The organism is Streptomyces sp. NPDC022910 (assembly GCF_055561075.1).
In genome coordinates this window covers 139,178-151,136 of sequence record NZ_JBVHHL010000004.1, presented here as the reverse complement: position 1 = coordinate 151,136, position 11,959 = coordinate 139,178, and the positions used below count along the sequence as shown (strand labels likewise).

Here is an 11,959-nt window from a genome sequence, read left to right as displayed (position 1 = left end):
TCCCTTCGGGTGGTCAGGCGCCGCAGGAGCGGAGGAACTTGCGGGTGCGTACGGCGATGGGCAGCGGCTTGTCCGGCTCGCAGGGGTACATGTCCTGCTCGACGATGGCGAACAGGTCGACGCCGAGGCCCTGGGCGGCGGTGAGGACCGGCTCCAGCGCGGGCACGCCCGCCGGGGGCTCGCACATCACGCCGCGCTGCACGGCGGGCCCGAAGGGGACGCCGTTCTTGACGACGTCGGCGAGGATCTCCGGGTCGACCTGCTTGAGGTGCAGGTAGCCGATGCGTTCGCCGTAGGTCTCGATGAGCTTGACGCTGTCGCCGCCGCAGTAGGCGTAGTGACCCGTGTCCAGGCAGAGGTTGACGAGGTCGGAGTCCGTCGAGTCGAGGAAGCGCTCGACGTGGTCCTCGGTGTCGATGTGCGTGTCCGCGTGGGGGTGGACCACGATGTCGAGGCCGTAGGTCTCCTTGACCTCGTGACCGAGCCGCTCCATACCCTTGGTGAGGTGGGCCCACTGCTCGGCGGTGAGCTCCGAGGGCTCGAGGATCTCGGCCGTCTTGTCGTCCCGCCAGAAGGACGGGATGACCACGAGGTGCTTCGCACCCGTCGCCCGGGTGAGCGCGGCGACCTGGCTGACGTGCTCCCAGGTGGACTCCCACACGGCCGGTCCCCGGTGCATCGAGGTGAAGACCGTGCCCGCCGACACCGTCAGGTTCCGCTTGTTCACCTCGTCGTTGAGCCGCGCCGGATCCGTCGGCAGGTAGCCGTAGGGACCGAGCTCGATCCACGAGTAGCCGGCCTCGGCGACCTCGTCCAGGAAGCGTTCCCAGGGCACCTGCTGCGGGTCGTCCGGGAACCATACGCCCCAGGAGTCCGGCGCCGATCCGATCCGGATGCGGTCCAGTGCAGTGGTCATGTCAGGAAGTCCCTTCGGGAGTTGCCGCCACGGGTGCCTGGAGGTCCTTCTCTTCCGGGAGCTCCTCGACGTCGACGCCGCGGACCTGCGCCAACTCGTGCTTGAGAGCAGCGAGTTCGGAGCCGCCGGCCATGTGGTTGGTCAGCTCTTCGAGGCTGACCTGCTCGCGGTCCGCGCTGAGCTCCAGGGTGCCCAGGCGCAGCACGCTGAAGTGGTCGCCGACCATGTAGGCGTGGTGCGGGTTGTGGGTGATGAAGATGACACCGAGGCCGCGGTCGCGGGCGGCGGCGATGTACTTGAGGACGACTCCGGACTGCTTGACGCCGAGTGCCGCGGTGGGCTCGTCCAGAATGAGGACGCGGGCGCCGAAGTAGACGGCGCGGGCGATGGCGACGCACTGGCGCTGGCCGCCCGACAGGGTGCCGATGGGCTGCTCGAGGTCGTCCAGGACGATGCCCATGTTCCGCAGTTCCTCGTCCGCGGTCTTCTTCATCCGGGCGATGTCGAGACGGCGGATCGGCCAGGGACCCTTGGTCATCTCGGAGCCGAGGAAGAAGTTCCGCCAGACCGGCATGAGCGGCACGGTGGCCAGGTCCTGGTAGACGGTGGCGATGCCCTTGTCGAGGGCCTCGCGCGGGGTGGAGAAGCGCACCGATTCGCCGTCGACGAGGAACTCGCCCTCGGTGTGCTGGTGCAGGCCGGATATGATCTTGATCAGCGTGGACTTGCCGGCGCCGTTGTCGCCGAGGACGCAGGTGACCTTGCCGGGATGGACGGCGAGATCGACTCCGTGCAGGGCGCGGATGTTGCCGTAGGACTTGCCCGTGCCGCGCAGTTCGACGACGGGGGCCTGGTCCGCCGGGGCGGCCTGGCCGTTGCTCTTGCCGATGTCAGCGTTCGTCATGGGTGAGTCACCTCCGGGTCGCGGACTTCTGGACCCACAGATTGATGAGGGTGGCGCCGAGGAGCATCACGCCGAGGAAGGCCTTGAACCAGTCGGGGTTCCAGCCGGCGTAGACGATGCCCTGGCTCACCATGCCGAACATGAAGGCGCCGAAGACCGGGCCGATCGCTGAGCCGTAGCCGCCGGTCAGCAGACAGCCGCCGATCACCGCGGCGGCGATGTAGATCAGCTCCTGGCCGACGCCCTCGCCGGACTGCACGGTGTTGAAGGCGAACAGCTGGTGCATGCCGACGAACCAGGCGCCGAACCCGACCAGCATGAACAGCGAGATCTTGGTGAACTTCACGGGCACGCCGACGGCCCGCGCGCTGTCCTTGTTGCCGCCGACCGCGAAGATCCAGTTGCCGTACTTGGTGCGCAGCAGAACCCAGGTCGCCACTGCGGCGAAGAGCAGCCACCACAGGACGGTGATCTTGAACTGGACGCCGCCTATGGTGAACGACGACGAGAAGACCGCCTTGGCCTGGTCGAAGCCGTCCATGTTGCTGATGTCGTCGGTCGCCACGTTGCCGGTGATCAGCTTGGTGACCGCGAGGTTGATGCCCTGCAGGCCGAGGAAGGTGCCGAGGGTGACCAGGAAGCTGGGCAGCCCGGTGCGCACCATCATCCAGCCGTTGAACGCCCCGATGGCGAGCGAGACCACGAGCGCGACGATCACGCCCACCCATACGTTCATGGTCAGCTGGAAGCTGACCATGCTGGCGGTCAGCGCCGAGGTGATCACCGCGACACCGGCCGACAGGTCGAACTCGCCGCCGATCATCAGCAGCGCCACGGGCAGCGCCATGATCCCGATGGTGGACGACTGGTAGAGGACGGTGGCCATCGCGCTGCCCGAGCGGAACGTCGGCGCCATGGCGAAGAAGAAGACGAACACCGCGACGGCGCCGAGGAAGACGCCGACCTCCGGCCGGGCCAGCAGCCGAAGCACGAGGGAGCGTTGTACGGTCCGGCCGTCGCGCTGTTCGGGGCCGGAGGCCGGCGGTGAGCTCACCGCCGGCACAGCCTGCTGGGTCATGGGAATCACCTGGTGCCCTTCGCGGCGAAGGTGGCGATGGTGTCGACGTTGGACTTGTCGACGAAGGCCGGGCCGGTCAGCACCGGCTGCTCACCGCCGCCGCTGTAGTTGCCGTTGTTCTTGTAGAGCCACAGCGAGTCGACCGCGAGGTAGCCCTGCAGATAGGGCTGCTGGTCGACGGCGAACTGGATGTCACCCTTCTGGATGGCGCTGGTCAGGTCCTTGTTGAGGTCGAAGGTGGCGACCTTCGCCTTGCTGCCGGCGTCGGACAGCGACTGCACCGCGGTCAGCGCGAACGGCGCGCCGAGCGTGACCACGTAGTCGATCGAGCTGTCCTGCTTGAGCTTGGCGGTCATCGTCGACTTCACCGACGGCATGTCTGTGCCGTTGACATAGAGGATCTGCGTCTTGCCGCTGAACGTCTTCTTCACGCCGTCGCAGCGCTGGGTGAGCCCGATGTTGCCCTGCTCCTGGATCACACAGACGGCGTTCTTGGCGCCGGCCTCGTTCAGCCGCTTGCCCAGAGCCTCTCCCGCCACGCTCTCGTCCTGCCCGAAGAACGCCATCAGGCCGAGCTTCTGCCAGTCGCTCACGCCCGAGTTGAGGCCCACCACGGGGATCCCCGCCGACTTGGCCTTGCCCACGACGTCCTTCATGGCGTCCGGCTTGGCGAGGGTGATCGCGATGCCGTCGACCTTCTGGTCGATCGCGTTCTGGACCAGGTTGGCCTGGTTTCCGGCGTTCGGGTCGGCGGAGTAGACGAGCTTGATGTTGTCCTTGGCCGCGGCCGCCTCGGCACCCTTGCGGACGATGTCCCAGAAGGTGTCGCCGGGCGCCTGGTGGGTGACCAGCGCGACTGTCATGCGGGGGGTGTTCGCCTTGCCCGCGGCGACGCCGGAGCTGCTCTCCTCCGCCTTCTTTCCGCCCGAGCTGCTGGAGCAGCCGGCGACGAGCAGCGCGGACGCCGCGGCTATCGCGACGAGCGGCGCGACTCTGCGGGAGCGGCGGGGGTGAAACGTGCGATCCATCTTTCCTGCACCTCACTGTGCGACCGGGGGGAAAGGGAACGAGGAGGGACAGCGCCGGGCAGGGTGCCCCGCGCAGGCCCGGACGGGGTGTCCGGATTTGTGCCGGTGAACCGGCGGATTCGCTGGGACGGGATACAAACCCCTGTTGCACCCACCTGTCAATACTTTGTTAAGACATCATTTCAGAAGCAGGTCCGAATGTAAGAACAAAGTCTTGACAGGAACTCGCTGTGCGGCCTACACCTGTGAGGCATCCGGGCCCGGATGCCCCGCCTTCCGGGCGTCCGACCGCCCGCATCCCCCGCACGAGGAGCGAAGCGCATGCCTGAGCCCGCCGAACGTTTCGATCTCATCACCATGGGACGCATCGGGGTCGATCTCTACCCCCTGCAGACCGGTATGCCGCTTCCCCAGGTCGAGTCCTTCGGAAAGTTTCTCGGCGGCTCGGCAGCCAACGTCGCGGTGGCGGCTGCGCGCCTCGGCCGCGCCGGCGCGGTCATCACCCGGACCGGGAACGACCCCTTCGGCGCCTTTCTGCACCAGGCGCTCAAGGAGTTCGGCGTCGACGACCGGTTCGTCACGCCGGTGGACGCCTACCCGACGCCCATCACGTTCTGCGAGATCTTCCCGCCGGACGACTTCCCGCTCTACTTCTACCGGCAGCCCAAGGCGCCCGACCTCGAGATCCACACCGACGAGCTGGACTTCTTCGCCATCCGCTCGGCCGGCATCTTCTGGATCACCGGCACCGGTCTGAGCGAGGAGCCGAGCCGCTCGGCCACGCTCGCCGCCCTCAAGGCGCGGGACAAGGCCGGCACCACGGTGTTCGACCTCGACTGGCGCCCCATGTTCTGGGCGGACCCAGAGGCAGCGCGGCCGTACTACGCCGAGGCGCTGCGCCACGCGACCGTCGCCGTCGGCAACCTCGACGAGTGCGAGATCGCCACCGGCGTACGGGAACCGTGGGCCTGCGCCCAGGCGCTGCTGGATGCGGGCGTGGAACTCGCGGTCGTCAAGCAGGGGCCCAAGGGCGTGCTCGCCGTGCACCGGGACGGCACGACCGCCGAGGTGCCGCCCGTGCCGGTCGAGGTCGTCAACGGGCTCGGTGCCGGGGACGCCTTCGGCGGCTCGCTCTGCCACGGGCTGCTCGCCGGCTGGCCGCTGGAGAAGACCATGCGGTACGCCAACGCGGCCGGAGCGCTCGTCGCCTCCCGTCTCGCCTGCTCCTCCGCGATGCCGACCGAGTCCGAGGTCGCCGGCCTCCTCGCCCGCGGCTGACCGTCGCCACCCCTGAACGGAGCCTGTCTTGAGCATCAGCATCCCCGACCTCGCCACGGTGCGCGCCCGGCATCCGGAGGCCATCGCCGAAGCCGCCGCGCGCCGGGTCCGGCGCCCGCTGGTCGGCGCCAGCGGCCGCCTCATGATCGTGGCCGCCGACCACCCGGCCCGCGGCGCCCTCGGCGTCGGCGACCGCCACCTGGCCATGGCCAACCGCGCCGATCTGCTGGAGCGCCTGTGCGTGGCGCTGTCCCGGCCCGGCGTGGACGGGGTGCTGGCCACCGCCGACATCCTGGATGACCTCCTGCTCCTCGGCGTCCTCGACGACAAGGTTGTCATGGGCTCCATGAACCGTGGCGGACTCGCGGGTGCGTCGTTCGAGATGGACGACCGCTTCACCGGCCACCGCGCCGAGGACATCGAACGGCTCCGCTTCGACGCCGGGAAACTGCTGCTGCGCATCGACTACGGCGACCCCGGCTCCCTGCGGACCCTGGAGTCCACGGCGCGGGCCGTCGACGACATGGCCGCGCGCAGACTGCCGCTGTTCGTCGAACCGTTCATATCGCGCCGCGTCGACGGCAGGGTGCGCAACGACCTGAGCGCCGAGGCCGTGACCCGGTCGATCGCCATCGCCTCGGGCCTCGGCGGCACCTCCGCCTACACCTGGCTCAAGCTTCCGGTCACCGACGACCCGGACGACATGGCCGAGGCGCTGGAGGCGTCCACGCTGCCCGCCGTGCTTCTGGGCGGCGAGGTCGGCAAGGACCAGGAGGGCGCGTACGAGAAGTGGCGCAAGGCCCTGCGTCTGCCCACCGTCCAGGGCATGGTCGTCGGCCGGTCCCTGCTGTATCCCGCCGAGGGCAACGTGGAGACTGCGGTGGACACCGCGGTCGGCCTGCTCTGAACCCGTCCGCTCTCCAGAGAAGGGCATCATGACCACTGCGCATCACCTTCCCGCGGGCAAGGCCGCCGGCGACGCCTACGCCGTGGACGTCAGCCCCGAGTCGGCCGGCTGGGGCTACTCCAGCCTGCGCGTACTTAAACTGCCGCCCGGCGGCTGGCACTCCTTCGACACCGGCGACAGTGAGTGGATCGTGCTCCCGCTGTCGGGTTCCTGCACGGTCGCCGTCGGCGGTGACACCTTCCGGCTGCAGGGCCGGGAGAGCGTCTTCAGCGGCGTCAGCGACTTCGCGTACGCACCCCGCGACGCCCAGGTCTCGATCGCGTCCCGCGACGGCGGCCGCTTCGCACTCACCGGCGCCCGCTGCGAGCGCCGGCTGCCCGCCCGCTACGGGCCGGCGTCCTCGGTCCCGGTCGAACTGCGCGGCACCGGGAACTGTTCCCGCCAGGTCAACAACTTCGGCGCCGCGGCCGCCGCCGGAGGCGGTGATGGATACGGTTTCGAGTGCGACAAGCTCATCGCCGTCGAGGTGATCACACCGGGCGGCAACTGGTCCTCCTTCCCGCCGCACAAGCACGACGAGCACCGGCCCGGCGAGGAGTCCGAGCTCGAGGAGATCTACTACTTCGAGTTCGCCGCCCACGGGGACACGCCCGGGCTCGGCTACCAGCGGGTCTCCCCCTCCGGTCACGGCAGCGGAACCGACGTGCTGGCCGAGGTGCGCGACGGCGACGTCGTCCTCATCCCGGACGGCTGGCACGGCCCCTCCATGGCCGTGCCCGGCCACCACATGTACTACCTCAACGTCATGGCGGGCCCCGACCCCGACCGCGCCTGGCTGATCTGCGACCACCCCGACCACGCCTGGATCCGCGGCACCTGGCCTGCGGACCCGGTCGACGCCCGCCTTCCGCTCTACACCGCCCCCGCCCAGTGAAGCCCTTCGCGCAAGAAGCCGTCCCAGTGAGGTCCCGATGAGCCATCCGAACCAGTCAGTGCGTCGCCTGACCGTCGCCCAGGCACTGGTGCAGTTCCTGTCCGCGCAGTACAGCGAGCGCGACGGCGTACGGCACCGGCTGATCGCCGGTACCTGGGGCATCTTCGGCCACGGCAACGTCGCCGGGATCGGCCAGGCGCTGCTCGAGGCGGGCGAGGACACCATGCCCTTCCATCAGGGCCGCAACGAGCAGGCCATGGTGCACGCGGCGGTCGGCTACGCGCGCCAGCGGGACCGGCTGTCCGCGCAGGCGGTGACCACGTCCATCGGCCCCGGCGCCACCAACCTGGTCACCGGCGCCGCGCTGGCGACGATCAACCGTCTCCCGGTACTGCTGCTGCCCGGTGACTACTTCGCGACGCGCCCCGCCGACCCGCTGCTGCAGCAGTTGGAGCACCCCGTCGAGGCCGATGTGTCCGTCAACGACACACTGCGCCCGGTCTCCCGCTACTTCGACCGGATCACGCGTCCGGAGATGCTGATCCCGTCCGTGCTGAACGCCATGCGGGTACTCACCGACCCGGCCGAGACCGGCGCGGTCACCCTCGCCATGCCGCAGGACGTGCAGGCGGAGGCGTACGACTGGCCGGAGCAGTTCTTCGCCGAGCGCGTCTGGCACGTACGCCGTCCCGCGCCCGACCCGGTGGAGCTCGCCGAGGCGGTGCGCGCGATCCGCGCCGCCGAGCGGCCGCTGATCGTGGCGGGCGGCGGCGTCCACCACAGCGAGGCCGAAGGGGCCCTCAAGGCCCTGGTCGACGCCACCGGCATCCCGGTGGCCTCCACCCAGGCGGGCAAGGGTTCCCTGCGCCACGACCATCCCGCGGACCTCGGCGGCATCGGCCACACCGGCACCGCCGTCTGCGACGACATCGCCCGCACCGCCGACCTGGTCATCGGCGTCGGCACCCGCTACAGCGACTTCACCACCGCCTCCAACACGCTCTTCCAGAACCCCGGCGTGCGGTTCGTCAACCTCAACATCACCGCCTTCGACGCCCACAAGCTCGCCGCCCGCACGCTGGTGGCCGACGCCCGGGCGGGCCTGGAGGCGCTCGCCGAGGGCCTGTCCGGCCACCGCGTCGGCGAGGCGTACGAGGCCGAGTACCGCGCGGGCAAGGAGCGTTGGGAGCGGGTCGTCGAGAGCGCCTACCGCGCGGACGACGAGAACTCCGTACCGACGCAGACCCAGGTCCTGGGCGCGCTGGACGCCGTCGTCGGCGACGACGACGTGGTGATCAACGCGGCCGGCTCGCTCCCCGGCGATCTGCACAAGCTCTGGCGGGCCCGCTCGCCGCGCCAGTACCACCTGGAGTACGGCTACTCCTGCATGGGCTACGAGATCCCGGCCGGGATCGGGGTCCAGCAGGCCGCGCCCGGCACACCGGTGTGGTCCCTGGTCGGCGACGGCACCTACCTGATGATGCCCACCGAGATCGTCACCGCCGTCCAGGAGGGCCTGCCCGTCAACCTGGTCCTGATCCAGAACCACGGCTACGCCTCCATCGGCGGCCTCTCCGAGGAGACCGGCGGCGAACGCTTCGGCACCGCCTACCGCCATCGCGCCGCCGACGGCACCTTCACCGGAGCCCCGCTCCCGGTGGACCTGGCCGCCAACGCCGCGAGCCTCGGCATGGACGTCATCCGCGCCAAGACCGTACGGGAGCTGCGCGACGCCCTGGCCGCGGCACGCGCCTGTGACCGCCCCACCTGCGTGTACGTCGAGACCGACCCGACGCCGACCGCTCCGCCCGCCGAGGCGTGGTGGGACGTACCCGTCGCCGAGGTCGCCTCCCGCGAAGCCGCCCTGACGGCCCGTGAGAGGTACGACCGGCACGCCGCCGGCCGCCGGCGCCACCTCTGACCCCCGCTCACGAAAGGTCCCTCCGCACCATGAAGACCATCAACCACTGGATCGGCGGCAGGCCCGTCGAGGGCACCTCGGGGCGCTTCGGCCCGGTCTACAACCCGGCCACCGGCGCCCAGGAGAAGCAGGTCGCCTTCGCCACCGTCGACGAGGTCGACACCGCCGTCGCCACCGCGAAGGCCGCCTTCGAGAGCTGGGGCCAGTCCTCGCTCGCCAAGCGCACCGCGATCCTGTTCAAGTTCCGCGAGCTGCTGGACGCGCACCGCGACGAGATCGCCGAGCTGATCACCGCCGAGCACGGCAAGGTGCACTCGGACGCGCTCGGCGAGGTGGCGCGCGGTCTGGAGATCGTGGAGCTGGCCTGCGGCATCTCCGAGAAGCTGAAGGGTGAGCTGTCCACCCAGGTCTCCACCCGCGTCGACGTGGCCTCGATCCGCCAGCCGCTCGGTGTGGTCGCGGGCATCACGCCGTTCAACTTCCCGGCCATGGTGCCGATGTGGATGTTCCCGCTGGCGATCGCGGCCGGCAACGCCTTCGTGCTCAAGCCGAGCGAGAAGGATCCGTCGGCTTCCTTCCGGCTCGCCGAGCTGCTGGCCGAGGCGGGCCTGCCGGACGGCGTGTTCACCATCGTGCAGGGCGACAAGGTGGCCGTGGACCGGCTCCTGGAGCATCCGGACGTGGCGGCGGTCTCCTTCGTCGGCTCCACCCCGATCGCGAAGTACATCCAGCTCAAGGCGGTCGAGCACGACAAGCGCGTCCAGGCCCTCGGCGGCGCCAAGAACCACATGCTGGTCCTGCCCGACGCCGACCTGGACTTCGCGGCCGACCAGGCCATCAACGCGGCGTACGGGTCGGCGGGCGAGCGCTGCATGGCCGTGTCGGTCGTGGTCGCGGTCGGCGAGACGGGCGACGAGCTGGTCGGCAAGATCGCTGAGCGCGCGAAGAACCTGCGCATCGGCCCCGGCGACGACCCGGCCTCCGAGATGGGCCCGCTGATCACGCGTGAGCACCGCGACAAGGTGGCCTCCTACGTGACGAGCGCGGCGGAACAGGGCGCCGAAGTCGTCGTCGACGGCACGCAGTACACCGTGGAGGGACACCCCGAGTGCGCTGACGGCTTCTTCATCGGTGTGTCGCTGCTCGACAGGGTGTCGGTGACGGCGGACGCGTACCGGGACGAGATCTTCGGTCCCGTGCTGTGCGTGGTGCGCGCCGACACCTACGACGACGCCATCAAGCTCATCAACAGCTCCCGCTGGGGCAACGGCACCGCGATCTTCACCCGGGACGGCGGTGCCGCCCGCCGCTTCCAGCTGGAGGTACAGGCGGGCATGGTCGGCGTCAACGTGCCGATCCCGGTGCCGGTCGGCTACCACTCCTTCGGCGGCTGGAAGGACTCGCTCTTCGGCGATCTGCACGTCTACGGCAACGACGGCATCGCCTTCTACACCCAGGGCAAGGTGATCACCACGCGCTGGCCCGACCCGGCCGACGGCGGTATCAACCTCGGCTTCCCGAGCAACTCCTGAGAGGAGCGGCGGCCGGTGCGGGACGGTACGCGTCGCCTCCCGCACCGGCCGTCGTCGAGATCTATTGTCAGGACAATGTGATGACAAGGGTTCCTGTCAACCAGTCGGCCGCCTATTCTCTCTCCGTGACCACATCCACACCGGCAACCCTCGATTTCGCCCTCGACCGCAGCAGCCCGGTCCCGCTCTACTACCAGCTGGCCCAGCAGCTGGAGGCGGCGATCGAGCACGGTGCGCTCGGTCCGGGCAGTCTGCTGGGCAACGAGATCGAGCTCGCCGGGCGGCTCGGGCTCTCCCGTCCAACGGTCCGCCAGGCCATCCAGTCGCTGGTGGACAAGGGGCTGCTGGTGCGCCGCCGGGGCGTGGGCACCCAGGTGGTGCACAGCCAGGTCAAGCGCCCCCTGGAGCTCAGCAGTCTCTACGACGATCTCGAGGCCGCGGGGCAGAAGCCCACGACCCGGGTGATGCGCAACGAGGTGGTACAGGCGTCGGCCGAGGTGGCGGCCGCCCTCGGGATCTCCGAGGGCAGCGAGGTGCACCACATCGAACGCCTTCGCCTCGCCCATGGCCAGCAGATGGCGTTCCTGTCCAACTACGTGCCGGCCGGCCTGCTGGACCTGGACACGGAGAAACTCGAGGCGACGGGCCTGTACCGGATGATGCGCGGCGTCGGTATCACCCTGCACAGCGCCCGGCAGTCCGTCGGCGCGCGCTGTGCCACCGCCGAGGAGGCGGAGCGGCTGGGCGAGCCCGAGGGCGCGGCCCTGCTCACGATGCAGCGCACGGCGTACGACGACACGGGCCGCGCGGTCGAGTACGGCACCCATGTCTACCGCGCCTCGCGCTACGCCTTCGACTTCCAGCTCCTCGTCCGGCCCTGACGGGCCGCCTCGCCGAGCGGCCGAAACCGCTCATCGCACGGCGGCGAGACGGCGTCGGTAGCGCACGCCGGGCCGCCCTCCGACCGTGGTGTCCTCCACGGCGGCGAATCCGTTGTGCAGGAGCACGGCCCTGGACGCCGGATTGTCGATGGCGACCACGGCGGTGAGTTCGGAGAGGTCATAGTCGACGACAGCGAGACGGCACACGCCCCGCACCGCGGCCGTCGCCACGCCCCGGCCCGTGGCGCGCTCGCCGATCCGATGGCCGAGTTCGGCACTCCCTGCCAGGACGTCCACGAGATTGACGCGGCCGATCAGCTCACCGCTCTTCGTCCAGGACGACGTGGAAATGGCACAGACCCGCTTCCTGCTCGGCGAGCAGAGCACGGTGGCGGGAGGCCAATCCGGCGAAGTACGCGTCCCCGCGATCCGTTACCGACCGCGCGAAATACTCCCGGTTCTCCCGCTCGAAGACCAGCAGGGCGGGCGCGTGGTCCGCCCGGAGCCGCTCCAGTCTCGTCATGACCGAGGACCCTACCCACCGTCGATCGCATCTGCGTCCGGCGGGCGGCGGCGGGCC

Annotated in this window: 10 protein-coding genes and 1 pseudogene; 6 read left to right on the top strand and 5 right to left on the bottom strand. The window is 70.0% G+C overall.

What is annotated here, in order from left to right:
• Positions 1 to 13: 13 nt before the first annotated feature.
• Genes ACZ3TS_RS05550 through ACZ3TS_RS05535 form a run of 4 tightly spaced genes read right to left on the bottom strand, consistent with a single transcriptional unit; the run spans position 14 to position 3,926 of the window.
• Complete coding sequence (locus ACZ3TS_RS05550; protein WP_467613861.1) at positions 14 to 916, bottom strand: sugar phosphate isomerase/epimerase family protein; 903 nt, start codon at positions 914 to 916, stop codon at positions 14 to 16.
• A 1-nt stretch (position 917) separates the two neighbouring features.
• The gene (locus tag ACZ3TS_RS05545; RefSeq protein ID WP_467613859.1) at positions 918 to 1,820 is read right to left on the bottom strand and encodes an ATP-binding cassette domain-containing protein; all 903 of its coding nucleotides are present in this window, start codon (positions 1,818 to 1,820) and stop codon (positions 918 to 920) included.
• Positions 1,821 to 1,827: 7 nt separating this feature from the next.
• A complete protein-coding gene (locus ACZ3TS_RS05540; RefSeq protein WP_467614111.1) occupies positions 1,828 to 2,904 on the bottom strand; it encodes an ABC transporter permease in 1,077 nt (358 codons plus the stop codon).
• The gene (locus tag ACZ3TS_RS05535; RefSeq protein ID WP_467613857.1) at positions 2,904 to 3,926 is read right to left on the bottom strand and encodes a sugar ABC transporter substrate-binding protein; all 1,023 of its coding nucleotides are present in this window, start codon (positions 3,924 to 3,926) and stop codon (positions 2,904 to 2,906) included. Before ACZ3TS_RS05535 ends, ACZ3TS_RS05540 begins: the two co-directional genes overlap by 1 nt.
• 321 nt (positions 3,927 to 4,247) lie before the next feature.
• Between ACZ3TS_RS05535 and iolC the strand changes: the two genes are divergently transcribed.
• The 6 genes from iolC (at position 4,248) to ACZ3TS_RS05505 (ending at position 11,379) form a co-directional block, all read left to right on the top strand.
• Positions 4,248 to 5,204 carry a 5-dehydro-2-deoxygluconokinase gene (iolC, locus tag ACZ3TS_RS05530; RefSeq protein ID WP_467613855.1) on the top strand — a complete coding sequence of 319 codons (957 nt, stop codon included), beginning with the start codon at positions 4,248 to 4,250 and terminating at the stop codon, positions 5,202 to 5,204.
• A 28-nt stretch (positions 5,205 to 5,232) separates the two neighbouring features.
• Positions 5,233 to 6,111 (top strand): Cgl0159 family (beta/alpha)8-fold protein, encoded by an 879-nt coding sequence (locus tag ACZ3TS_RS05525; protein ID WP_467613853.1) that lies wholly within the window; start codon positions 5,233 to 5,235, stop codon positions 6,109 to 6,111.
• A 28-nt stretch (positions 6,112 to 6,139) separates the two neighbouring features.
• The gene (gene iolB / locus ACZ3TS_RS05520) at positions 6,140 to 7,045 is read left to right on the top strand and encodes a 5-deoxy-glucuronate isomerase (protein WP_467613851.1); all 906 of its coding nucleotides are present in this window, start codon (positions 6,140 to 6,142) and stop codon (positions 7,043 to 7,045) included.
• Between the two features lie 37 nt (positions 7,046 to 7,082).
• Positions 7,083 to 8,966 carry a 3D-(3,5/4)-trihydroxycyclohexane-1,2-dione acylhydrolase (decyclizing) gene (gene iolD / locus ACZ3TS_RS05515; protein ID WP_467613849.1) on the top strand — a complete coding sequence of 628 codons (1,884 nt, stop codon included), beginning with the start codon at positions 7,083 to 7,085 and terminating at the stop codon, positions 8,964 to 8,966.
• A 29-nt stretch (positions 8,967 to 8,995) separates the two neighbouring features.
• A complete protein-coding gene (locus tag ACZ3TS_RS05510) occupies positions 8,996 to 10,498 on the top strand; it encodes a CoA-acylating methylmalonate-semialdehyde dehydrogenase (RefSeq protein WP_467613847.1) in 1,503 nt (500 codons plus the stop codon).
• Between the two features lie 80 nt (positions 10,499 to 10,578).
• The gene (locus ACZ3TS_RS05505; RefSeq protein ID WP_467613845.1) at positions 10,579 to 11,379 is read left to right on the top strand and encodes a GntR family transcriptional regulator; all 801 of its coding nucleotides are present in this window, start codon (positions 10,579 to 10,581) and stop codon (positions 11,377 to 11,379) included.
• Between the two features lie 30 nt (positions 11,380 to 11,409).
• Here the strand turns inward: ACZ3TS_RS05505 and ACZ3TS_RS05500 are convergent.
• Positions 11,410 to 11,902, bottom strand: a pseudogene (locus ACZ3TS_RS05500) (GNAT family N-acetyltransferase).
• Positions 11,903 to 11,959: the final 57 nt, after the last annotated feature.

Bases quoted from the DNA above. Each gene is read 5' to 3' on its own strand.
- ACZ3TS_RS05550 (WP_467613861.1), bottom strand. From the start codon at position 916: ATGACCACTGCACTGGACCGCATCCGGATCGGATCGGCGCCGGACTCC.
- ACZ3TS_RS05545 (WP_467613859.1), bottom strand. From the start codon at position 1,820: ATGACGAACGCTGACATCGGCAAGAGCAACGGCCAGGCCGCCCCGGCG.
- ACZ3TS_RS05535 (WP_467613857.1), bottom strand. From the start codon at position 3,926: ATGGATCGCACGTTTCACCCCCGCCGCTCCCGCAGAGTCGCGCCGCTC.
- iolC (WP_467613855.1), top strand. From the start codon at position 4,248: ATGCCTGAGCCCGCCGAACGTTTCGATCTCATCACCATGGGACGCATC.
- iolB (WP_467613851.1), top strand. From the start codon at position 6,140: ATGACCACTGCGCATCACCTTCCCGCGGGCAAGGCCGCCGGCGACGCC.
- iolD (WP_467613849.1), top strand. From the start codon at position 7,083: ATGAGCCATCCGAACCAGTCAGTGCGTCGCCTGACCGTCGCCCAGGCA.
- ACZ3TS_RS05510 (WP_467613847.1), top strand. From the start codon at position 8,996: ATGAAGACCATCAACCACTGGATCGGCGGCAGGCCCGTCGAGGGCACC.
- ACZ3TS_RS05505 (WP_467613845.1), top strand. From the start codon at position 10,579: ATGACAAGGGTTCCTGTCAACCAGTCGGCCGCCTATTCTCTCTCCGTG.